20 protein-coding genes and 1 pseudogene are annotated in these 21685 nt (G+C 69.8%); 9 read left to right on the forward strand and 12 right to left on the reverse strand.

The window, feature by feature from the left end; genetic code table 11:
- Window positions 1-97 precede the first annotated feature (97 nt).
- The 5 genes from ACIBJB_RS07305 to pstC all read right to left on the reverse strand — a co-directional run bounded on the left by ACIBJB_RS07305 (window position 98) and on the right by pstC (window position 8905).
- Complete coding sequence (locus ACIBJB_RS07305) at window positions 98-2083, reverse strand: Ig-like domain repeat protein (RefSeq protein ID WP_398927418.1); 1986 nt, start codon at window positions 2081-2083, stop codon at window positions 98-100.
- A 133-nt stretch (window positions 2084-2216) separates the two neighbouring features.
- Window positions 2217-4844, reverse strand: a complete 2628-nt coding sequence (locus ACIBJB_RS07310; RefSeq protein ID WP_398927420.1) for a hypothetical protein — start codon at window positions 4842-4844, stop codon at window positions 2217-2219.
- Entirely contained in the window at window positions 4841-6526 is a 1686-nt protein-coding gene (locus ACIBJB_RS07315) for a phosphate ABC transporter substrate-binding protein PstS (RefSeq protein WP_398927422.1), read from the reverse strand. The genes ACIBJB_RS07310 and ACIBJB_RS07315 overlap by 4 nt, the downstream gene beginning before the upstream one ends.
- Window positions 6526-7962 (reverse strand): phosphate ABC transporter permease PstA, encoded by a 1437-nt coding sequence (pstA, locus tag ACIBJB_RS07320; RefSeq protein ID WP_398927424.1) that lies wholly within the window; start codon window positions 7960-7962, stop codon window positions 6526-6528. Before pstA ends, ACIBJB_RS07315 begins: the two co-directional genes overlap by 1 nt.
- A gap of 1 nt (window position 7963) precedes the next feature.
- Entirely contained in the window at window positions 7964-8905 is a 942-nt protein-coding gene (gene pstC / locus ACIBJB_RS07325; protein ID WP_398927426.1) for a phosphate ABC transporter permease subunit PstC, read from the reverse strand.
- Window positions 8906-9572: 667 nt separating this feature from the next.
- Between pstC and ACIBJB_RS07330 the strand changes: the two genes are divergently transcribed.
- Window positions 9573-10232 carry an SDR family oxidoreductase gene (locus tag ACIBJB_RS07330; protein ID WP_398927428.1) on the forward strand — a complete coding sequence of 220 codons (660 nt, stop codon included), beginning with the start codon at window positions 9573-9575 and terminating at the stop codon, window positions 10230-10232.
- A gap of 307 nt (window positions 10233-10539) precedes the next feature.
- On the opposite strand, the gene ACIBJB_RS07335 is transcribed toward ACIBJB_RS07330, so the two are convergent.
- Window positions 10540-11439, reverse strand: coding sequence for an NADP-dependent oxidoreductase (locus ACIBJB_RS07335; protein WP_398927430.1), 900 nt, complete (start codon window positions 11437-11439; stop codon window positions 10540-10542).
- A 692-nt stretch (window positions 11440-12131) separates the two neighbouring features.
- Between ACIBJB_RS07335 and ACIBJB_RS07340 the strand changes: the two genes are divergently transcribed.
- Window positions 12132-12905, forward strand: a complete 774-nt coding sequence (locus tag ACIBJB_RS07340) for a hypothetical protein (RefSeq protein ID WP_398927432.1) — start codon at window positions 12132-12134, stop codon at window positions 12903-12905.
- Between the two features lie 237 nt (window positions 12906-13142).
- Here the strand turns inward: ACIBJB_RS07340 and ACIBJB_RS07345 are convergent, their stop codons facing one another.
- Window positions 13143-13529: a hypothetical protein gene (locus ACIBJB_RS07345; RefSeq protein WP_398927434.1), complete on the reverse strand. Its 387-nt coding sequence runs from the start codon at window positions 13527-13529 to the stop codon at window positions 13143-13145.
- Window positions 13530-13992: 463 nt separating this feature from the next.
- Complete coding sequence (locus ACIBJB_RS07350) at window positions 13993-14658, reverse strand: hypothetical protein (RefSeq protein WP_398927436.1); 666 nt, start codon at window positions 14656-14658, stop codon at window positions 13993-13995.
- Window positions 14659-14789: 131 nt separating this feature from the next.
- Between ACIBJB_RS07350 and ACIBJB_RS07355 the strand changes: the two genes are divergently transcribed.
- From ACIBJB_RS07355 to ACIBJB_RS07365, 3 genes are all read left to right on the forward strand, one after another.
- A complete protein-coding gene (locus ACIBJB_RS07355; protein ID WP_398927438.1) occupies window positions 14790-15080 on the forward strand; it encodes a hypothetical protein in 291 nt (96 codons plus the stop codon).
- Between the two features lie 300 nt (window positions 15081-15380).
- Window positions 15381-16043, forward strand: coding sequence for a histidine phosphatase family protein (locus tag ACIBJB_RS07360; protein ID WP_398927440.1), 663 nt, complete (start codon window positions 15381-15383; stop codon window positions 16041-16043).
- Between the two features lie 153 nt (window positions 16044-16196).
- Window positions 16197-16481 (forward strand): hypothetical protein, encoded by a 285-nt coding sequence (locus ACIBJB_RS07365; RefSeq protein WP_398927442.1) that lies wholly within the window; start codon window positions 16197-16199, stop codon window positions 16479-16481.
- Between the two features lie 132 nt (window positions 16482-16613).
- Here ACIBJB_RS07365 and ACIBJB_RS07370 read toward each other — a convergent pair whose 3' ends face one another.
- A complete protein-coding gene (locus ACIBJB_RS07370; RefSeq protein WP_398927444.1) occupies window positions 16614-16916 on the reverse strand; it encodes a hypothetical protein in 303 nt (100 codons plus the stop codon).
- 213 nt (window positions 16917-17129) lie between these two features.
- Window positions 17130-17627, reverse strand: coding sequence for an SRPBCC domain-containing protein (locus tag ACIBJB_RS07375; RefSeq protein WP_398927446.1), 498 nt, complete (start codon window positions 17625-17627; stop codon window positions 17130-17132).
- Window positions 17628-17947: 320 nt separating this feature from the next.
- Here ACIBJB_RS07375 and ACIBJB_RS07380 point away from each other — a divergent pair, with 320 nt between their 5' ends.
- From ACIBJB_RS07380 to ACIBJB_RS07395, 4 genes are all read left to right on the forward strand, one after another.
- Entirely contained in the window at window positions 17948-18691 is a 744-nt protein-coding gene (locus ACIBJB_RS07380) for a PIG-L family deacetylase (RefSeq protein ID WP_398927448.1), read from the forward strand.
- Window positions 18692-18887: 196 nt separating this feature from the next.
- Entirely contained in the window at window positions 18888-18998 is a 111-nt protein-coding gene (locus tag ACIBJB_RS07385) for a hypothetical protein (protein WP_398928407.1), read from the forward strand.
- A gap of 78 nt (window positions 18999-19076) precedes the next feature.
- On the forward strand, window positions 19077-19232 hold the full coding sequence (locus ACIBJB_RS07390) for a hypothetical protein (protein WP_398927450.1): 156 nt from the start codon (window positions 19077-19079) through the stop codon (window positions 19230-19232).
- A gap of 696 nt (window positions 19233-19928) precedes the next feature.
- Entirely contained in the window at window positions 19929-20999 is a 1071-nt protein-coding gene (locus ACIBJB_RS07395) for a GlxA family transcriptional regulator (RefSeq protein WP_398927452.1), read from the forward strand.
- On the opposite strand, the gene ACIBJB_RS07400 is transcribed toward ACIBJB_RS07395, so the two are convergent.
- Together ACIBJB_RS07400 and ACIBJB_RS07405 are read right to left on the reverse strand one after the other, a co-directional pair.
- On the reverse strand, window positions 20900-21469 hold the full coding sequence (locus ACIBJB_RS07400; RefSeq protein WP_398927455.1) for a hypothetical protein: 570 nt from the start codon (window positions 21467-21469) through the stop codon (window positions 20900-20902). The genes ACIBJB_RS07395 and ACIBJB_RS07400 overlap by 100 nt on opposite strands.
- Before the next feature lie 68 nt (window positions 21470-21537).
- A pseudogene (locus ACIBJB_RS07405) lies at window positions 21538-21685 on the reverse strand (IS3 family transposase); the annotation flags it as partial.

Genomic DNA, 21685 nt, shown 5'->3' on the forward strand with positions numbered 1-21685 from the left:
GTGCTTCACAGATGGTCGTGCTTCACAGATGGTCGTGGGGCCCGGTCGGCCGGGGAGACACTCCCTCAGAGGTCTCCCCGGACGCCGGGTTCGGGGGTCAGGTGGACTTGATGGTGAAGCCGGCGCCGTTCCTGGCGTTCACGGTCGAGGAGCCCGCGTAGGAGGCGTGCAGGGTGTGCCGTCCCTTGGCGAGCTTGGGCAGGGTGATGGTCACCTTGCCGCCGCTGAGGGTGCCGGTGGCGATCACTCTGGTGCCCTCGTAGATCCGTACGGTGCCGGTGGGCGTGGTGCCGGTCGCGGTGACCTTGACGGTGACCTTGGCGCGGGCGGTGTGGCTGACGGACGTCGGCGCGGTGGTCGCGACCGACGGCGTCGCCTTGGTGATCTTCAGGGAGACCTTCGCCGAGGACCCGTACAGCTTGGCGCTGCCGCCGTAGGACACGCTCAGGGCGTGCGTGGCGACCTTGAGGTGGTTCGACAGGCCGATGGTGACCTTGCCGTTGGCGTCCAGGGTGCCGGTGCCGAGGATGGTGGAGCCGTCCTTCACGGTCACCTTGCCGCCGGGGGCGACCGCGTGCGAGTCGGTGACGGTGACCGCGACCTTCGGGGTCCTGCCGTACGCGGTCGTCGCCGTCGTCGCCTTGGTGGTGCTGGTGTACTTGACCGCGCCGGTCCAGGTGGCCGCCGTGCCGGTGCCGTTGAGGTTGTCGGCGGTGACCTCGGCGGTGTAGGTGCCGAGGGCCAGTGCGGTGAAGGAGTACGTCGTGCTGGTCGCCGGGAGGTCCTTGGTGGCGACGAGGGCGCCGTCCGCGTCCTTGAGGGTGACGCGGTAGTCGGTGACGGCCTGGGCGGGGGCGGGGCTGGGCGCCGTCCAGCTCAGCTTGAGGCTCGCGTCGCCCCGGGTGGCCTTGAGGGTGGGTGCGGCGGGCGTGCTGGTGTCCAGACCCGAGATCTCCAGGCCACCGACCTTGGCGTGCTTGGCCAGGTTGACGGAACCGTTGTACGACTCGTTCAGGAAACCGAAGTCCGCGATGACCTTCTCGGCGTTGTCCGAGGCCAGGGCCGCCTCGTGGGTGCCGCTGGTGACGAAGACGTCGTAGAGGTCCTTGTCGAAGAAGATGCCGGTCGTGTCGATCGCCCGGCTCGGGACGACGTTGTAGACGTCGCGGCCGAACGTGGAGTTCTCGTAGTAGTGGGAGACCGGGGCGAGTTCGCCGTCGACGGTGGTGACCGGGCTGGTGACGCCCCCGGTGTCGCCGGGCAGCTTGACGCCGGCCAGGTGCGCGCCGGCGGCGACCGCGGTGCCGCTGAAGTCGGGGGCGATCCCGTTGTGCTGCGCGATCCAACTGCCCACGGAGAACGGGACGAGTGTGCCGTCCTGGGTGAGCGCCGCGTTCGCCTGGTTCTCCTGGACGGTCGGCAGGCTGGTGTCGACGGTGTTCTCGTTCAGGCCGATCGACGCGAGGAAGAACTTGCGGGTGCCGGAGCCGCTCTGCGGGAGGACCGGGTGCACGGTCTGGCCGTCGATCTGGTGGGTGCTGCCGGCGGCGTACACGTCGTGCAGCTGGTCGGCGTTCAGCGAGTCCAGGCCGGAGCCGCGGACCGCGATGCCGACCGCGTCCCGCGCGAACGGGATGTAGGTGAGGGCGGTGCCGGACACGCTCGGGCCGCTGGAGGAACGGGCGAAGTCGACCTGGCCGGGGATGGCCACGCCGGCGGAGTTGGGGAACTTGTCACCGGTCAGCGACATGCTGAGCGCGGCGCGGCCGTTGCCGGAACCGTTGGGGCGGGTGAAGGCCGGACCGGCCGGGCGGGTCTGGACGGTGGTGGAGCCGATCGCGTCGTACGAGGCGATGCCCGCACCGGACGTCGACTTCACGGCGGTGCCGGCGTAGCTCGTGCCGTCGACGGTGTCGCCGGCCAGGGCGTTCAGCACGTCCTGAGTGGTGTCGGAACCCACGCCGACCAGCTGGCGGAAGGTGCCCGCGGGGGTGGGGTCGGCGTACGCCGGGCTCGCGAGAGCCATGCCGCCGGCTACCACTGCGGCGGCGACCATGGCCGCCGTGGAGCGCGTTCTGCGCATCGAGAGTCTCCTGATGAGAGCGTGCGTGAGGTGGAGCGGAGAGGGATCTGGCAGGGTGGTGCGGGCCGTCCGCCCCGACTGTCCTTCGGGGCGGGCGGCCGTCTCTGGAGAGCGCCGCCGGGTGGGCCGGCGCTCAGGGCCGCAGCAGCTTCCGCAGCCGCTCCGGCAGGGCGAGGGCCGGTACGACGGTCACCGTGCGGCCGCCCGGGAGCGGTACCCGCAGGGGCAGTCGCAGCCGGCTGCCGCCCGCGAAGGGCGCGCCCGCCGCGGCCACCGCACCGAGGGCGGCGCCCACCGGGACGGCGTAGCGCAGGGCGTTCGCGGGGTCGGCGGGTGTCGTGCCCAGGGCGGTGGTGTGCACCGCGTCGCCTCCGTCGTACGACGCCGAGGCGGCGGGTGAGGCACTGGCACCCCCGGCAGCCGCGCCGGTACCGCCGACGGCCGTGTCACCGCCCGGGGAACCGCCCGTGTCGCCTCCGGTGGACGAACTGTCCGAGGAGCCGCCGGTGTCGGCACCCGCGGACGAACCCTTCGAGGAGCCGCCGTCGCCGCCGGAGTTGCCGCCCTTGTAGGCCGCCAGGGCGTGGGCGGCGGCCGTGGCGCGGGCACGCAGTTTCCTCGGCAGCGGGGCGTATCCGGCGGGCAGCCGGCCCGGGTCGGCGCCGGTGATCTGACCGTCGCCCGCCGCGTACCGCAGCAGGGTCGCGTAGTCCTTGCGGGCGGCCGCGTCGAGGTCGGCGGGACGGGCGGCCGCGTAGACCAGCTGGGCCAGCGGGTAGGCGCCCTTCGCCTTCGCCCCGGTGGGGGTGATCTCGGCGACGCCCTTGCCGGAGGCGCTCGCGGCCGCGGCGGTCAGGGAGGCGGTGCTCGGCGCGGTGAACCTGCCGGCCGCGTTACGCAGCCGGGCTGTCTGGAGGCCGTACCGGGTGGCCGAGGCCGCGTCGGTGACGGTGATGAGGAAGCGGGAGCCGACGGTCTGCGGGCCCGGGCTCTTGTACGCGGGCGGGCTGGCCAGCGGGTCCCAGGTCGATTTCCACAGGCCGTCCGCGCGGCGGGTGTGCAGGGCGCCGGAGTGCATGTCGTCGACGTACGGATGGAAGTCGATCATGCACTGCTGCTGGGTGGCGCCGGTGCCCGGCGGGATCGTGCACCAGGGGTCGCTCTTCGGGAAGTCGTCCGTGCGGGAGGGTTCGAAGGCCGCGCCGGTCGGGTTCAGGTCGGCGTTGGTGGCGTAGTCCGGGTTGACCCGCATGCCCCAGTCGTCGGACACCCCCGCGAGAAACTGCCGGGCGTCCTTGTCGGACCGGACCCACTGCCACAGCAGGCGGGCCGAGTCGGAGTGGCCCAGCGAGGTGAGCAGGTCGGTGTCGGTGGCCGGGGTCTCGGCGACCGACAGGTACGCGAACTGCGGGTTCAGCGCGATGAACTCGGGATCGGTGGCGAGACCGGCCGGGTTGTTCCTCGCCCAGCCGTAGCCATTGGCGGCGGTGCCGCTGAGCACGGCTCCCCAGGGGGAGTTACGGTAGGACTCGGTGAGCAGCTTGGCGACCAGACGTGGGGTCAGGTCGATCGACTCGACCTTCGTACCGGCAAGTCTCGCCACCGCGTCTGGTGCCCCGGCCCTAGGTCTGCGTTCGATGGTGAACCCGATGACGGTTCCCGACAGCGCGACCGGAGCGTACGACGTGCTGCCCGAGGGAGGGGTGGTGCCCTCGTCGGTGCCCAGGGCACGGGTGGTGAAGGCGAGCCCGGAGGAGCCGTCGTTGGTGAGCCGGGCGCGGGCGTCGGGCTCACCGAGTTCGGTGTAGCCGTAGACCCTGCCGGTCGGGCACAGCGCCGCCTGCCAGCTGGTCATGGCGTCGGCCGCCAACTCGCTGCCGGTGGTGGGGCGTTCGGCGGAGCCCAGGGCGCAGTTGGTGCCGACCGGGTTGAACCCCAGCGGGATCGCGATCCGGTTCGCCCAGTTGGTTGAGGAGACCGGGGAGCCCGCGTTGACCTGGCTCTGGTCCGCGTACGGCTTGCCGTCGAGGTCGAGGTGGCCCTGCGGGACGATCACCAGCCAGCAACTGCGCGGACGTGCCGTGCCGTTGGTGGTGACCGGGGTGCCGCAGCCCAGATGCGGTGCCTCGTTCGCGGTCTGTACCTCGAAGAACTCCTGGCCCTTGCCGTCGGCGCCGGTGCGGGCGAAGTCGACCTCGTTGGTGGTGTTGCGGTTGAAGTACGGGTTGTTCTGGGTGTTGGTGGTGACGGTGGCACCGCTGACTGGCTTGAAGGGGACCTCGCCGGGGGCGTTGGGGTTGGCCGCTCCGTAGCGGTTGTCCTGGCCGTAGTTGGTGGGGGCGGCGCTGTAGAAGGCGCGACGGGTGTCGTCGTAGTCGTTGCCGGGCCAGCTTCCCCGGTCGGTGGTCGGGGAGGCGCCGTACTGGCACTGGGTGCGCGAGGGGCCGGGGTTGGCCGGGACGGTGCCGTCGTCGTCGCCCCAGCACTGCATGATCTGCACGAAGTCGGTGTTGAAGAGCGTGCCCGCGAAGGTGGTCGGGGTGCCGCCGGTCCAGGAGACGGTGATCGCCTGACTGGTGAGGTGCGTGGTCTGGTCGACCGTGAACCTCATGTCCTTGAACTCTCCGCGCCCGGAGACGGTGACGGAGGAGGAACTCGCGGCGGTCGCGGGCGGTGCGGCCTGGGCGACCGCGAGACCGGCCAGAGCGCCGACGGCGGCGCCGGCGACCAGACGGGCCAGAACCCGGCGTACGGACCTCATCGCGACTCTCCGTCCGAGGAACGCCTGTCGGACAGGAGGCGGGACACCAGGGAGGGCAGCAGGATCAGCCCGAGCACCAGGAAGGCGGCGAGCAGCATCAGTGTCTGCGTACCCGTCCAGCCGGTGCGCCCCGCGACCGCGACGGGCTGGGCGAGAGCGACCGTGCCGTCGGCGGTCGTACCGCCGCCCGAGGCGCTGCCGGAAGTGCCACCCGGGCTCAGTGTCTGTCCGGTGTCGGGGTCGACGGACGGCTGGGTGCCGGAGCCGGTGCCGGATCCGCCGGTCGTCGTGCCGCCGCCGGTGGAGGTGCCCGGCGTACCGGATCCGCCGCCGGTCGAGCCGCCGGACGTGGCCCCGGAACCGCCGTTCGAGCTGGTCGAGCCGGTCGACCTGGCACCGCCGCTGCCGGTCGTGCAGGGCGCTGCGCCCTTCTTGTCGCAGGCCTTCGGGTAGGGCGCGGTCTCGGCGAGCTTGTTGCGGCCGTCGGTGGTGAAGGTCGGGTTGTTGCACTTGCTGATGTTGATGTTCTGTGCCCGCACGCCCGGGATCCGGCGGATCTGGTCGAACCCCGCCCGCACCAGGTTGATCGGCAGCGGCGAGTAGCCGAGGTCGGGGGCCTGCTGCTGGCCCTGGCACATGAAGTAGTAGGAGAACGCGCCGAGCGTCTTGCCCTTGGCCTCGGTGAAGGTGCCCTGCACCTTCAGCGGCAGCACCATGTACGAGTAGCTGGACAGCGGGTAGTTGCGCCGGTCGCTGTCGCCGTAGACGCCGTCGAGCTGCTGGGTGAGGTAGTCCGGCGAGCTCTTGTCCGTGTTGATCCGCGCCTTGAGCAGTGAGACCGCCACGTTCTGCGGGGTCGGCTCGGTGTAGTAGCCGGCGTGGTTGAGGACCTTGGCGACGGGATAGTGCGCGTTGAGGGCATAGGAGTAGTTGACGTAACCGATCGCGCCCTCGCCGTAGTTCTGGGCGACGTAACCCGCCACGCCCAGGTCTCCGGACTGGGCGATCATTCCGGACACGGTCGGGTAGTACGAGGTCTGCCCGCACGCCCCCGAGCGGCCGACCTTGGCGCAGTACGCCTGCCACAGCGACGTGTGCTGCTTGGCCATCCACATCGTGAACTGGGCGGTGGAGCCGGAGCCGTCGGAGCGGACGACGGGCACGATGGTGCGGTGCGGTAGCTGGAGCCCGGGGTTGTCGGCCTTGATGGCGGCGTCGTCCCAGGTCTTGACGGCGCCGGTGAAGATCTTGGTGACCACGTCACCGGAGAGGCGCAGGTTGGTGACCCGCTTGCCGTTGACGGTCAAGTGGTACATGAACACCGTGCCGCCGGCCACGATCGGCATGTAGGCGTACGACCCGGAGGCCGGCCGCTCCGCCGCGCTGCCGTCGGTCGGGTGGGTCTGGAACGGAATGTCCGACACCGCGAAGTCGACCGTGCCGCTGAGGAACTGGCGGCGGCCGTCGGACGATCCGGTACCGGCGTACGAGATCCGCATCCCGTACTGGTTGACGGCTCGGCGCCACTCGTCGACGGCGTTCTCCGCCCAGGTGGACCCGGCCCCGGCGATCGGGGTGTAGCTGTCGGCTGCGGCGGGGCCGGCCGCCATCCCGGCGAGGACGCCGAGCAACGCGGCCAGGATGCCCAGCCGGTGCAGGCTGGTCCTGAGGTGACTGAGCATCAGTCGCTCTCTTCTGTGACGGGCTGGGGCGCCCCGCCCGCGGGGTCCCGGGCGGTGTTGTCGCCCGTACCTCCGCTGCGGGATGCGTGGTCAGGTGCGGGTGGCTCCGTAGGCGTCGTCTCGCCCCCGGCGGCCGTGAGCGCGTCCGGCTCGTCGGCGAGGCCGGGGCCAGAGAGGCCACCCGCCCGCTCGGGGGCGGTCCGCGGCTCGGTTTCGAACAGGGACAGCCCCGCAGCGTGCAGTTCCGTGAAACGGGCCGCGTCCCGGCGGGAGGCTCGGGCTGTTCGGCGGGACTGGCGGCGGGTCTGGTGGCCGGGACCGTGACCGCCGATGAATCGGGCGATCGCGAAGAGGATCAGGACCAGCGCCATCAGGACCGCCGCCGCGCCGAAGCCGCGGGCGATCATCGCGGGCTCCGGGGACTTGACGAAGTTGAAGACGGCCAGAGGCAGGGAGACCATCGGGCCGTTGGTCGGGTCGGCATTGAGGGCGGCCGTGAAGCCGGCGGTGAGCAGGACGGGCGAGGTCTCGCCGATGCCCCGCGCCGTGCCGAGGATGACCGCGGTGGCGAGGCCGGAGCGAGCCGTAGGCAGGACCACGTGCCACACCGTCCGCCAGCGCGGGGCTCCAAGGGCCTCCGCTGCCTCGGTCAGGCTGCCGGGCACCAGGCGGAGAACCACGTCGGACGCCCGGATCACGATCGGCAGCATCATCACACTGATCGCGAAGCCCGCCGCGAGGCCCGACTTCTGCAGCCCCAGGCCGAGGATCCAGGTGGCGTACACCATGAGCCCCGCGACGATCGAGGGCAGCGCGGTCATCGCCTCGACGATGGTCCGTACGAAACGGGAAAAGCGGCCGGGAATCTGGTTGAGGTACACCGCGCAGGCCAGGCCGAGGGGAACGGTGATGGTGAGCGCGATGGCGATCATCATCAGCGTGCCGAGCATCGCGTGCGCGATGCCGCCGTGGGTGAGCGGGTCGAGCGGGCCCGCGGCCTGCATGTCCTGGGTGAAGAAGTTGCCGTGCGGCAGCGCTTCCCGACCACGCCACGCGGTGAAGCCGACGACGAGCGCGAGCGCGCTGAAGAGCAGCCCGGCCGCGGTCCACAGGATCACCGTCATCACACGGTCGCGCACCGCCTGGCCGTCCTCCTCCAGGCCGGTGAGGACGGCGTACACGATGAGGAAGGCGCCGTACGCGGTGACGGCGAAGCCCAGACCGCCGGAGAACGGTGCTATCTGCCCGAACAGCAGCACCGCGACGCACAGTCCGGACGCGGCGGCGCCGAACAGGGAGAGCGCCCCCGAGCGGGTGGGGCCGCCGATCCGGCGCCACTGGTCGGGGAGTTGAGCGGCGGGGGACGCCTCGGAGACCGGCGCGGCCGCGGCCGCGCGGTGTGCGACTTCTTCTTCTACTTCTTCTACGACGGTCATCTCATGCCTCGCTCTGCGCGCCGGACCGGGAGCGGGCCACGACGGTGGAGGCGGTGAAGTTGACCGCCAGCGTGAGCAGGAACAGCGCCAGACCCGCCGCCATCAGCGCCGACATGCCGAAGGTGGAGGCGTCGCCGTAGTGCAGGGCTATGAGGGAGGAGACCGAGTTCGAGCCGGTCTGCAGGATGTGCGGCTGGATGACGAAGACCGGCGAGATGATCAGGTAGACGGCGATCGTCTCGCCGAGCGCCCGGCCGAGCCCCAGCATCGTGCCGCCGATGATTCCTCCCTTGCCGTACGGCAGGACGACCGCGCGGATCATGCCCCACCGCGTGGCGCCGAGAGCGTAGGCGCCCTCGCGCTCGCCCGCCGGAGCCTGCGCGAAGACTTCCCGCATGACCGAGCACTGGATCGGTGCGACCATCAGGGCGACGACGATCCCGGCGACGAACGTGGAGGCGGTGTAGACGCTGTCCGAGGCGAGGGGGTCACCGGGCCGGGTGCCGTCGACGGCGAACAGCGGAATCCAGCCAAGCCAAGTGGACAGCCAGCGCGACAGCCCGATCACGTGCTGTTGGAGGAAGAAGAGGCCCCAGAGGCCGTACACCACCGAGGGGACCGCCGCCATCAGGTCGACCATGGTGATGAGGGTGCGGCGCAGCCTGCGCGGGGCCACATCGGAGATGAACAACGCGGTGGCGATGGCCAGTGGCACGGAGATCGTCACCGCCACGGCAGCGATCAGCAGCGTACCCGTGAGTACGGCCGCGATGCCGAAGTTGTGCACATCCGGCTGCCAGGCGGAGGTGGTGAGGAACCCCAGCCCCTTGGCACGCAGCGCCTGACCGGCCCTCAGGAGAAGGAACAGTCCGACGGCCGCCATGATGGCGAGGACCGCGACGCCCGTGGCCGTCAGCTGGTACCGGAAGATCCTGTCTCCCAAATCCCGTGCCGCGTACGGCCGCCGCGGAACGGGTCTTTCAGGCTCCGGTTCGCCGGGAAACTCCACTGCGGACACCACTGCGAACCCCCAAAGAAAGATTCTCTCCGTGCGACTTCATGATCGAGGCACGCAGGGAGAGTCAATGGCCGGATCTTGTCGCTCCGACCCGTCGAAGGCTGGACGCAATATGAACAGTCGACGACTTTCTCGTGGGGTAGCTATGGAGTGGGTGCAGGCGGGAGCGAGAGCCCGTCCGATCCCTGCCTGCCAAGAGATGAAGGCCGGTCCGCCACGGATCAAAGTCTCCGAGTTAGCGGTTGAGCCGGCCTATGAGTAGGCGACTGCTGGCTGTTCCGCCGACTTGGCCGGCAGTTCGGACTGGCTGCCAACCGCGGCCGCTTGACACCACAGTGGTGAGCCAGAGGTGGCGCAGCCGGGCGATGTTTCCGGCTCGGGCGCGACGACCAACAGCACCTGCAATGCCGCGGCGCCCCGGCTCCTGACTCTGCGAAAAGGCACCGAGGCCGTCGCTCTTGGGGCCGTCGCAGAACCACGGTGGATTCCGGCGCGAGCGGCCCGGCCCCCTCCCCTGGTGCCCGGGCTGACCACCCCACCGGTCACCCAACTGCAGCCCGCAGCGCGCCCGTGGTCACCTGCAACTGCCGTGGTGACCGGCGCCAACCGTGGGCTGGGGCGCCACCTGGCCGAGCAGCTCGTGCAGCGCGGGGCGAAGGTTTACGCCGCAGCCCGCCGGCCGGAGACCATAGACCTGGACGGCGTCACGCCGCTGCGTCTCGACGTCACGGACGAGGCCACGATCCGGGAGGCCGCCCGCGTCGCGTCCGACGCGACGCTGCTGATCAACAATGCGGGTATCTCCCTCTACAACCCACTGATCGCCGGCGACCTGACGGCAATCCGCGCGGAGATGGACACCAACTGCTACGGCCCGCTCGCCCTCACCCGCGCGTTCGCCCCGGTCATCGAGACCAACGGCGGCGGTGCGGTCCTGAACATCCTCTCCGTGATCTCCTGGCTGCACCCGGCCCAGGCCGGCTCCTACGCCGCGTCCAAGGCCGCCGCATGGGCCATGAGCGATGCCGTCCGCGAAGAGCTGGCACCCCGCGGCATCACCGTCTCCGCGCTGCACGTCGGGTTCATGGACACCGACATGACCGCCGGCATGCCCATCGCGGACAAGGCGGACCCGGCCGACGTCGCGGCCCAGGCCCTGGACACCGTCGAGGCGGGCCGGCCCGAAATCCTCGCCGACGACGTCACCCGGCAGGTCAAGCAGGGCCTGTCCCAGACCCACGCCCTCAGCTGAGCCCCGCCGCGGCGGCGGTCCTCACCCACTCGGCAACGGTGACCGGCCTGTGGACGCCGAGTCGGCAGCAGTCGGATCGGCCGCGGGCGTGCCGCACTGTTGCTGACCTGTGTCAACGACACGCCCTGTCCGGACCGCCGTTGTCAGCGGTGTGCGTCTCGTCTGCCGTGGCGGCCGCGGCGCAGCCGCCACGCATGAGCAGACCTCGCCCGCACCTCTTCGGTCGCCCCGCGCAGCCCGACGACGTCTCGATGGCGCCTGGCGGGCACCGTGGCCCAGCAGCGGGATCGGCCGGGGCCCGGTCGGGTCATCCCTGGGTGAGCACGATCTTCTTGCCGCCGGCCCGTCCGGCCACCACTCGGGCGAACGCAGCCGGTCCCTCGCTCAGCGGCAGGGCTTCCGGCGCCTGTTTCAAGGTTCCCGCGGCGGCCTGCTCCGCCAGCTGGACCAGCTGCGCGGCGTTGGGCTCGACGTAGAGGTCCCCACTCGTGATGCCTCGCTCCGCCGGCGGCGCGTCCGAGGTCAGGGAGCACAGCCGACCGCCGTCCCGCACCAAGGGCAGGGCGGCGCCCGCCGTGCCGGTGGCGATGATGAGGGCGGCGTCGAACCCGCCGCGTGCCCTCTCCGGCCAGTTCGGGTCGCGGTAGTCGACGACCTCCGTCGCTCCCAGACCGAGCAGGCGCTCTGCGGCGCCGGCAGACGCGGTCGCGGTCACCTCGATGTCCTTGGCCGCGGCGAGCTGGATGGCCAGGGCTCCGGTGGCCCCGCCTCCGTTGGTGATCAGGAGCCGCTGTCCTCGGCTGAGGTCCAGCTTCTCCAGGGCCTGCCACGCGGTGAGTCCGTTGACCGGCAGCGCCGCCGCGTGCACGGCGTCCAGCCCGGGTGGGCAGGCCGCCGCGTGGTCCGCGTTGATCAGAACACGTTCGGCCCAGAAGCCGCTTCCCCCGGGCAGCGGGGCCTCGTGCGCGAGCACCCGGTCGCCTTCGGCAAACCGGGTGACACCCGCGCCGACGGCCAGCACCCTGCCCGCGCCCTCCACTCCCAGCGCCGCCGGGGGGCGCAGCCCCACGTCCCAGCTACCGCCGTTGAGCAGTTCGTCCCACGGGCCCACCCCGGCCGCCTCAACCGCGACCAGGATCTGGCCGGGCCCGGGAGATGACGGTTCGGGCAACTCCAGCAGGGCGACTTCCTTCTCGGCCCCGGACACTCCGCACGCCTTCACAGCAGATCTTTGTCCTCTCACTCAGTCCGGCCGACCCGCAGGTACGGTCCGAACCCAAAGCAACAGTCTCGGCCCCGGGATCCCTGCAGAGGTCGCTCGTGGTCGCAGCCGCATCGGTGTCGAGGCTATGCAGCTAGTGGCCCGGACATGTGGGCCACTTGAAGAGTGTCCGACTGGGCCAATCGTGGAACAGATCAGCACGACCTTCGAGTGGGCCGGGGAGTACATCATCGTGTTCGAGTTGCGAAATCGCCGCTCACGCCGCGGCAGCTCGATCGCCTCGAGTCGACCTCGCGCGAGTCCGCGTACGCCTTGCTGCCGAGCAAGTAACGGACGCTCCGTCAGGTGCCCGACAAATGTCGCTTCCGCCTTGTCCGACACGGAGGCGTACGCGGTCTCACACGAGACCAATCCCTCGCAATCGGACACTGCGTGTCCCGTCTCCCTCAGTCGAGTCGTTGTCTAACGAACCGAAACGTTCGGACCTTTCCAGATACGAGGGGATATACGGGTTGAGGCACGTATGTATCGAGGAGGCGTGAGAATGGGAGGGGCGATGCACGGGGGGAGCTATGACAGGGGACTCATCCGGGTCTGGCGGCAACGGATCCACCTCCGAACCGACTCAGGCAGGCGGCGGAGGCTGGCGTAGCAGCCTGATGACCGCTGGAATGGCTATGGTGCTGACTTTCGTCACTGTCTTCTTCGGGTGGATACCGAATCCGTTCGAAGAGGAGACATCGACGGCCAGCCCATCTCCAGCTGAGCATCCACCGGGGGCAGGAGCAGCGGGGCAGGTCAAGAAGCCTGGCTTGGAAGTGCTGTCGCAGACGCTCGCCGAACCGGCCCGTCTGCCAGCCAAGTTCGACGACAAAGAGGGGAGTAGCGACGGCACGGTCTTGGCTACCCGTCTTCTCCTGACGCTCCGCAACCGAGGGGATCTCGAAGCGGTTGTCACCGAGTTCCGGTTCACAGTGGTGGCGGCGCGAGCCCTTACCAGCGGGATTGAGCCGGACTGTCTCCCCGTCACGGGAGGGGGCCCCACGGAGATCACAGCGGAGTACGACGCCGTCCTTCCGAGCCCTGAGGTGCAGCTGCCGAAGACCATCGTGCTCAAGGACTCGTACAGCTTGGAGGCGGGCAAGGCCGAACGAGTGATCTTGAGTCTGGGGCTCAACGACAAGCGCTACGACCCCGTGCTTTACGTGGTCCGTGTCGAGTTGCGAGAGGGCCGCCAGAAGACGTTCCTCTCTGCCGGCTCAGTGGCGTTCCTCGCTCCCGCCGATGCAACCTCGGACTTTCTCCACTGGGCCGGAGCCGCCGTCGACCGCACGAGTGCTCTCTGCGATCCAGGCTTGCGTGATGGTACAGACCGAGCCATGTCCCAGGCTGACGACGCAAGCCCGCAGCTGAACCAGTTGGAGAACGTCCTTTCGCGGCCGAGTCGCTGAAGTACCGGCCGTGCATCGCAACCGGGCAAGGCCCGGCTACGGGTGCTCGACACCGTTCCGCCGGATTCGGAATCCACCGACCTTCCCGACTCGGTGAACCGCGCTGCCACCGCTCGTCCCGGGCGCGAGGTCGGGTCCGTTGGTCGGAGGCGAGGAGTCGGGCGGCCCGCAGTCGACGCAGCCGCCGGTGCTCACGGTCCAGCGGCCCGCGTCTTCGTGGGGGGCGTTCGAGCCGAGTCAGTTGGTAATAGTGACGCAGGGAAGGCCCACACTGCTGTCGCCGATGAAGCCTTCCGCGCAGAGTCGGGTGCCCGCGGGGAAGTGACGCTGAGGGTAGGCCTGGTCCCGGTAGGTCCGGAACGCGGCGACGTCTTCGACTTTGGTGTTGGCGCTCCAGCCGTTGGTGGTCCACACGTGGGCGCTGATGCGGTGGGGTTGGTTGGTGTTGACTACCGAGACTTCTACCCTGCCCAGGTATGTGCCCTCGTCGTAGGTCTGGATGCAGACCGAGTGGTTGCACCACTTACCGTCGGCCGCAGCGGGCGGACCGGCAGCGATCAGGCAGCCGAGCGCGGCGGCCGCCGTGGCCAGTCCAGCGGCGATCTTCTTGGTGACGTCGTGCATAGCGAGAGACCTCAAGCAATTCTTACGGCCCCGCGATGAGGCGAGGACTATCGGACTGTCGGCACCTTTGCCACAGGGTCGATTAAGCCCGGCCCTGCGAGAAAACAACGCAGGGCAAGATCAGAAGTCACGCCACTGGACTCTCCCGCCGACATCGGGCCCGGTCGCTGACCTGTGCATCCACTGTTGGCCGCCCCAATACACGCTTCGACGGCGGGTGGCCATCTTGCCCAGAGATTGTTGGCCTCGCGCCGGACATGGTCGTCAGGCGGCGTCCTCCGGTTCGGCCTGCTCCCGACAATCCGAGCCCAGAGGGGCGGCGGAGGCCCTCGTCATCGACGTCGAGAGGCTGCGGGCGGCTGCACTCGGCGCAGGGCACGAGGTCCTGCGAGGCGTAGCGGGCGGTACAGCTGACCTCGAACCTGCCCTTCGGGCAAGGACAACGGCGCCGGACGCCGGTGAGTTACAGAGCCCACCGGCAATACAGCTGCCGGCCGGAGGTGTGAGCGCGCTGAGCCAGACCGGCCAGGGCTCCCAGGACACCAGCCGTGGACTCGACGCTGATGCCGATCTGCCGGAGCTCGTCCGTCGTCGACCACGATTCGGCAAAGCGGAGGAGGTCGTCCGGCAACGTCGAGGCGAGGGCAGCGGTCAAGGTGTCCGTCAGGCTGACCACGATCACCCCGCTTTGCTCCGGATCGGACAGCAGTTGCCCGGACCGCGGACGACCGCTGGCCTCCTCATAGGTGCAGCCCGTCATGATCGCTTCGAGCTGGGCCATCGCAACGACCGGGTCAATGTTCTTGAGACTGACCACGTCGAGGTCCGCCCGACCGGTCCCTCCCGGAATCTGGAGGACAGCAACAGCAGCCTGATCGTCAGCGGCAGAGAAGTAGTCGCACAGTGGCATGCCGAGGATTGTGGCATCCACGGCTGGCAGGCTGGCAGGCTGGCAGGCTGGCAGGCACAAGCAGGGCACTTGCTGAGAGTGTTGACAGCAGCAAGGGTCGAATGTCGCACTCTCGAAGTCCTTCCTGGTCGCCGAGCCTGGCTCCTTGATGACGAGGCTCCCGTGCTCGCGCAGCAGCGGGGCCTTCAGCAGCGCCTCGGCGGCGGCCGGCGGATGCATGGACGGCGTACCTGAGGTCCCGCGGCCGGACCGCCTCGTTCCCGTCGAGGTGCTCCACGACGCCGGCGAGGTAGTGATGCCGGCGACCAACTATCGCTGAGTATGGTCATCCGACGCTGGACGTCACACCGGTGTCGACAACATCAAATGTCCGCACCTTCCCGCAGACCGCCCTCGCCCTCGCCCCCGCCGCCGCCGCCGCCCAGCCAGGCCACCCCGGCACGGCCACGGAACTGTCCGAAGGACTCGAACCGTTGTGGGCGCTGTTCCGTCGTCACGGCAGCCTGCGCGTGATGTCCGCCGCCGCCTCGCACTTCGCCCTGACAGGGGAACCGAACCTCGCGCGTCCCCTGCGCGCACTGGACGAGACCGCCCGCCACGAGGTCATCGCCGTACTGGCCTCCCTCCAGCTCACCTCCTGAGCACGGACACCATGAGCCGGCAGCGCACAGCAAGCGCACCGAGGACGCCGGGGGCCCCGACCGCGCCCGGAAGAGACAGCGGCGGCCTGGCGCACTACGTCATCGCCGCAGCACTCGCCGGACCGCCGACGGCGGAGCCGTGGTCCCGACTCCGCCGTCTCACCCGTTCAACCGGGAAGTCCTCCTTGCCGGCCCCCAACGGCAGCATGAAGGTGACCGGTGCCGGTCCCTGCGCGAGGGGACAAAAGACTCTGGTGGCACAGTGGAGCGACTTGTTCCGCCCTGTGGAGGTAATCCCGTATGCGTCTGCTCCTCATACGCCATGGCCAGACTCCGTCCAACGTCAAGCACCTGTTGGACACCGAGGCGCCGGGGCCGGCGCTGACACCGCTGGGGCAGGAGCAGGCTGCCGCGCTGCCGCAAGCCCTGGCGACGGAGCGGATCGATGCCCTGTACGCCTCAACACTGGTGCGCACCCAGCTGACCGCAGCTCCACTGGCTGCCGCGACGCGGCTGGAGGTCCAGGTCCGGGACGGGATCAGGGAACTGGCTGCCGGAGACCTGGAGATGCGTGGCGACGACGACGCTGCCACCCTCTACCTCACCACCGCCTTCGCCTGGTCCGACGGGGACACCGCCCGCAGGATGCCCGGCGGCGAGAACGGCGTGGAAGCTCTGGGCCGTTTCGACGCTGTCGTCACCGAGGCAGCGGGAACAGGTGCGGAGACAGTGGCCATGGTCAGCCACGGCGCGATGATCCGGACATGGGTCGCAGCCCGAGCGGCCAACGTCGATGTGGCGTACGCGTCCAGCCACCCACTGGGCAACACCGGCGTCGTCGTCCTCTCCGGCTCGCCCGACCGGGGCTGGCAGGCCCTCCGGTGGGAGGAACACCCGCTCGGCCCGGAAGGGAACTTCCCCGAAGACAGTGGCCCGGCCGGCGCGGCCGCTCCTACTCGCTGAAGGGCCGCCTTCTCTTCTCCTCAATCTCCGGTGTCCGGTGTGCGGCCGGGAGCCGACCGTTGGGGTGGGTTGCGCCGGTGGCGGGTGTTCAGTTCGTCGCGGTGCGGACGCGGGCCTGGCGGTCGAGAACGGTCGGCTCGCTACCAGGGCCCGATGGCCGGGAAGAGCAAGCCAACCGACACCCCGGCGCCCCGCGTGCCGGCCCGCGCCGCCCGCGAGTACCTCGGCGAGTTCGAGCAGCGGGTGCGCCGCCGCCCCGGCCTCGGCGCAGCGGCGGCGTGTCTGGTGCTCCTCGTCGTCATCAACCTGCGCCCCGCCATGCCACGGACTGACGGTGCCCGGGACGGCAATGGCCTCCTCACCGAGGCCCGCCGCGGCGCCCTGTGCCGGTCACTGGATTGGACGGCCGAGGTCCACCCTTGGGACCGCCCACCATGAGCAGGGCGCCCGGCCTGAATCACCGGCCGGCAGCCAGCCCGCGCAGCCCACGCCGTGCTCCCAGGTGCCGCTGACATGGCCGGCTTCACGAGGGGACAGCTCGGACGCGGAACGTCAGCCCGTCCGGGCTGCTCAGACGCTCCTACGGCGCGACGGGCGCATCTGGCTGACTCCCATGAGGACGAGACCGGAGAACGCGAGGGCGTTGGTGCCGAAGAAGCGGAACTCCCACGACGGGCTTGGCACGACATGAAAGTAGAACAACCCCTGGATCACGCCGGGTGCGCCCACCAGCAGAGCAGCGAGTCCGTGGACCCGAGGGCGGGTGACGCGGCGGCGTACCCAGGGCAGTGTCCAGCCGGTGCGCATCGACGCCATGCCCAGGGTGACCGCCAACAGGCCCAGGACCATGCCACTTCCAACGACCCATTCCATGGGCCCCCCACCCATCGCCTGAGCTCGATCATCCACGCTGAGCAGGATCAGCGCCAGGCCGCACATCAAGTGGTGTCCGGCGCCTCGGGGCAACGACGCAGATGCACCGCGGTCCAGCCTCCTACAGCGCGTCGTCGGTCTCCAGCTGTGCGCTCGGCGATCCTTTCCCAGGTATGGCCGGGTCGGCGCAGGGCGCTCCCACCGGCAAAGATCTCAAGGCGACGCGACCGACGACATCAGCTCCTCCAGCTTGTTGAGGCTCTGAGTCCAGCCTTCCTCGTGAAGAGCTTGGCGCCGCTCAGTGGCGAAGTCGCCCTGGGTGAAGACCAGTTCGGCTGAGGTGCCGCCGATATCGCGAAGGGAATGCGTCACCACCGTCTCCCGATCCTCGGGATCGGGGTCCTCCCACCGGAAGGTGTAGGACAGGCGTTCCGGAGGGTCGACCACAAGGAATTCTCCCACCAGGTAGAACCGATCCCCTTCCGGAGGCTGCATCGCGATCCGGTAATCACCTCCTGGCCGAAGGTCGCTTTCCACACCCAGGGTGGTGAACCCGTCGGGGCCCCACCACTTGGCCAATTCCTGCGGATCGGTCAACGCTCGGAATACGACCGGACGCGGTGCGCGGAGGACACGTTGCATGTACAGCCTCAGCCCGCCATCGTGCGTCATCACGAACCTCCTCCGGCAGAAGATGTCGCGATTGGCCACCCCACCTATCCTATGTGTCCCCGCGGCAGGCTGCGCTCTCACAGATCAGAGGCGGTATATGGGGGGCTGGTGCGGCCACCGGTGATCATGGCGTCATCGACAGCATTGCTGAGGTTGAGCAGCAAGGCCGGCTGGGCGAGATCGAAGGGCTCCGCGTCAGCTTGACCGGCGCCGAGTCCAGAGCAGCCGGATTGACACTACCGCCGGAGGTGGGCCCGTTACTCCTCGGCATACCAGCCCAGCGATAGCCTCCCGGTCAGTTCCAACCTGGGGAGACTGCTGTGTTGTTCAGCCATCTGGGCAGGGGATCAAGGACCCTCGTGCTGACGGCGCATCCCGACGACGAGGTGTTCGCTCATGGTGCGGCGATCGCCATGCTGAGCCAGCAGGGAAGCCGAGTCGTCCTGCGCACCGCTTCGGGCGGGGAGGCCGCTGAGAATGACGTCACTTCCAGTGGTGAGGCGCGTCGACGCCGTGCCGCTCGACTGGATGCCGCATGCACCAGACTCGGCGTAAGCGAGTGGAACTGGCTGGCCGAAGGACGATGGACAGATACCGCAGGGCGGCCGACGCCTGGCTCACTGACCACCGCATCGGTCTCAGACCTGACCGAGGTCATTGCTGACCAGATCCAGAAGATCATTCCTGATGTCGTACTCACAGTGGGTCCCGACGGGCTCACCGGCCATCCGGACCACATCCTGATTCACCGGGCGGTGGCCGCCGCGGCAGCGTCGTGCGATGTCCCGGTCTTCGGCTCCTACCTCCTCCCGGCCGACATCGCACAGGGCCGCGATCTCCTGGCCACGATCCTTCCTGGTGAACGCGTCGGATCAGGACGCATGACAGGCCGCCATGAACCCTCGCCGACCACACTGGCCGCCCCTGCTCACGCAGCCGAGGCAAGGCGCGCGGCCCTGGATGAGTATGCGAAGGGACTGGGCACCTCGGCCCTCACGGAAGTGGTCCACGTCTTCCCAGGCCGTGGCGACTCGCTCCTGCTCCGTGCGGTTCTGGATGCCATCGGGTGGCAGACCGAGCGCTATGCACGTCACACGGCTTGATCAATGGCTGATGATCATCTCGGCGAGTTGGAAGGTCACGACATGGACACCTCCGACAATCTCCAGACCTTGAGGGCACCGCGGTGGGTTGAGCTGGGTGAACACGTCTTTGACCAATGGGGCACATGACCGGCCGGGATGAGCATCGCGCCTTCGACTGAACTCTGCGTTCGACGACCCAGGAGTCCTCGCTGCGATCCCCACCCGGGGCGGCAAAGGCGCTTACCGCGTCGTTGACGACCTCGACACCGACACGCTGCGCCGCGACCCGAGCGGAGTGATCTGTCCCATGCGCGCTGGGAGTTGATCGAACCGGTGCTGTCCGCCTGGCGGGCCGAGCGGCGCCGACATGCGGCCACCCCGCTTGGTGTGCACAGGAACGGCCGTGGCCGTCGGAGCTGACCAGGTCGTCGGAGCGGGTGAGATCGTGCTCCCCGCCGCAGACCAGAGCGCCCCGCGCAACCCGGTGTTCATCGGCTTCGGACAAACAGGTGTGCTGTCGAGCCCCGAAGGTTCCACGGGCCGGCTTCGGACCGACTAGGCGACGCGCCGGACCGGGAGGTCTTCGCCGACACCCAACGGCCCGCTGGGCTCGCCCAGTCGGACACCACCTGGACCCTGTCGACCGACGCCGAGGGCCGACGCGTCGTGCGGTTCGGCGTGATGGGCTCCGACGCGGACAGGGACACGGTGACCGTCCCGACCGGTCTGGCCTACGCGGGTCCGGCCACGGAGTACATCAGCGGCGTCCAGGGGATCGGCGAGGATGCCCGGGGGGTGGGCCTCGGGACAAGCCGCAGGCTCACTACCTGCTGCGGGCCCCGCTCACTGACCCCGCGCACGTCCTGCAGCAGATCGCCGCAACGCGCAAGATCTCCCGACGGGGCGAGGAAAGAACGTCCAAGGGGTGCGCACAGTGCGCTACCGCGGCATCCTCGACCACCGGACCGTCACTTTGCGCATGGCCCCCGAAGTCCGCACGAAGACGGACCAAGCCCACGACGCCCTGGGCAGCGGCCTCCCGGTCTCGCAGACGCGTGGGTCGACGGCCGGGGGCGCCTCGTGCAGACCCGCATGAGAGTCACCATCTCCGGTGCGCGGGTGACGCTCACCATGGCCGCAGCTGCAATTCGTGATCTTTCGGTTCGATGATCCTGCGGCTGCTGTGGTTGACCGGCCGCAGCAACATCTCGCGACTCCGTGGTCGCGGCTCGGTCGGTCGCAGTACGGTCGTTGCATGGAGGAGCATCCGGTCGTGGTCGTCGTCGGCTACCCCGGCGCGGAACTGCTCGACATCGCCTGCCTGACCACGGCCTTCGACTATGCGAACCGGGCTGGGGCCACACCGGCCTACCGGGTGCGCGTGGTGACACCGGCAGGCGGGCCGATCGGCTGCCAGTCCGGACTGACACTGCAGGCGCAAGGCGCCTTGGAGCGGCTTCGCGGACCGCTGGACACGGTCGTCGTGTCGGGCGGCGAGGGGCACGAGGCGGCCGCTGCGAACAGCGGACTGGTCGCGCACGTCCGTCGGCTGGCCCATGTGGCCCGACGTGTCGCGTCGGTGTGCACCGGCGCCTCGGTGCTCGCCGCGACCGGACTGCTCGACGGCCGTCGCGCCACCACGCACTGGCTGTTCGCCGACCTGCTTGCCGCCACCTATCCCGCGGTCCGCGTGGACCCGGCGCCCCTTTACATCCGCGACGGCCGGGTGACAACGGCGGCCGGGGTCAGCAGCGCGCTGGACCTGGCGTTGGCGTTCATCGAGGAGGACCACGGCGGCGAGCTGGCCCGCCAAGTGGCACGGGGCCTGGTCACGTATCTCCAACGGCCGGGAAACCAGGCGCAGATGAGTATGTTCGTCGCCGCTCCGGCGCCGGCCAACGACCTGGTCCGCGAGGTGACGGCGATGATACGCAACGCGCCGGACGCCGACCTGCGGATGACCACGCTCGCCACTCGCGTCGGGGTGAGCGAACGCCACCTCACCCGTCTCTTCCTTGCCCACACGGGGCAGACCCCGGCCCGCTACGTGCGTCTCGCGCGGACTCAGGCCGCCGCGCGCCTCCTCACGTCGAGTCGGCTGTCCCTGGCCCGGATCGCCACCCGCTGCGGCTTCACGTCCGCCGAGACGCTGCGTCAGGCTTTCGTGGCCCTGTACGGCGTCACGCCGTCGCACTACCGGGCCACCCAGACGGGCAGGCCGGTCGGTCAGACCACCGCCACGACAACGGCGCCGAGTCCCAACGGTACGTCCAGCAGCATGCAGAATTCGGCCAACGACCTGGGTACCACCTCATTGCGCAGGTAGTGCAGCAGGTCCCAGGCGGCGTGCGCCACCAGCACCAGCCCGGCCAGCGCCAGTCCGAGCCGTGGAGCAAGAAAGAGCGCGGCCACCGCCAGGCAGCCGTACCCGAGCAGGGCGACGGTCTGCGCGGTGAGGGCAGGGCGGGACACGTGTGTGACCAGGCCGACGACGACGAGCGCCAGGGCCGCGAGGCCGACACCGCCCCACCACACCAGGCCGGCCAGCTCACTGCCGACGACCACCGCTGAGCCGCCGGCGATCCCTGCCCAGGCGATCCACGGCCGGTTCAGCGCCGCCGCGCCGAGGTAGCAGAGCGTGGCCACGCACAGCACGATCGCCACCGATTCCCGTTCAACGCCGGTAGCGAGCTGGAGGACCGCGGCCGCCAGCCCGAGCGCGCTCGGCCAGCGGTGCAGGACAGCGTGTCGGCCGCGTGCGTCAGCAGTCGCGGTTCCGGGTTTCCCAGTCGTCATGCCGACGACCGTGCCCGCCGCGCGATCGCCGCGTCGAGTCCCCACGGATCGGCGGTCCGGAATCCTGGGATACGTGTCAGCCACAGCTCGCGATTCGGGCCGGTCGCGGTGAAGTCATGGCGAACAAGATCGTCCTGCACAGGCGGGCCGGCCTTCTTGCTTCTGCCGCGCTTCTTCCCGAACACACTCCACCAAGTTGCTGTCCCGGCAGATCCG

This window comes from Streptomyces sp. NPDC050759 (assembly GCF_044456945.1).
Lineage (GTDB): Bacteria > Actinomycetota > Actinomycetes > Streptomycetales > Streptomycetaceae > Streptomyces.

Bases quoted from the DNA above. Each gene is read 5' to 3' on its own strand.
- ACIBJB_RS07305 (WP_398927418.1), bottom strand. From the start codon at position 2,083: ATGCGCAGAACGCGCTCCACGGCGGCCATGGTCGCCGCCGCAGTGGTA.
- ACIBJB_RS07310 (WP_398927420.1), bottom strand. From the start codon at position 4,844: ATGAGGTCCGTACGCCGGGTTCTGGCCCGTCTGGTCGCCGGCGCCGCC.
- ACIBJB_RS07315 (WP_398927422.1), bottom strand. From the start codon at position 6,526: ATGCTCAGTCACCTCAGGACCAGCCTGCACCGGCTGGGCATCCTGGCC.
- pstA (WP_398927424.1), bottom strand. From the start codon at position 7,962: ATGACCGTCGTAGAAGAAGTAGAAGAAGAAGTCGCACACCGCGCGGCC.
- ACIBJB_RS07340 (WP_398927432.1), top strand. From the start codon at position 12,132: ATGGTGCTGACTTTCGTCACTGTCTTCTTCGGGTGGATACCGAATCCG.
- ACIBJB_RS07345 (WP_398927434.1), bottom strand. From the start codon at position 13,529: ATGCACGACGTCACCAAGAAGATCGCCGCTGGACTGGCCACGGCGGCC.
- ACIBJB_RS07350 (WP_398927436.1), bottom strand. From the start codon at position 14,658: ATGCATCCGCCGGCCGCCGCCGAGGCGCTGCTGAAGGCCCCGCTGCTG.
- ACIBJB_RS07360 (WP_398927440.1), top strand. From the start codon at position 15,381: ATGCGTCTGCTCCTCATACGCCATGGCCAGACTCCGTCCAACGTCAAG.
- ACIBJB_RS07365 (WP_398927442.1), top strand. From the start codon at position 16,197: ATGGCCGGGAAGAGCAAGCCAACCGACACCCCGGCGCCCCGCGTGCCG.
- ACIBJB_RS07370 (WP_398927444.1), bottom strand. From the start codon at position 16,916: ATGGAATGGGTCGTTGGAAGTGGCATGGTCCTGGGCCTGTTGGCGGTC.
- ACIBJB_RS07395 (WP_398927452.1), top strand. From the start codon at position 19,929: ATGGAGGAGCATCCGGTCGTGGTCGTCGTCGGCTACCCCGGCGCGGAA.
- ACIBJB_RS07400 (WP_398927455.1), bottom strand. From the start codon at position 21,469: ATGACGACTGGGAAACCCGGAACCGCGACTGCTGACGCACGCGGCCGA.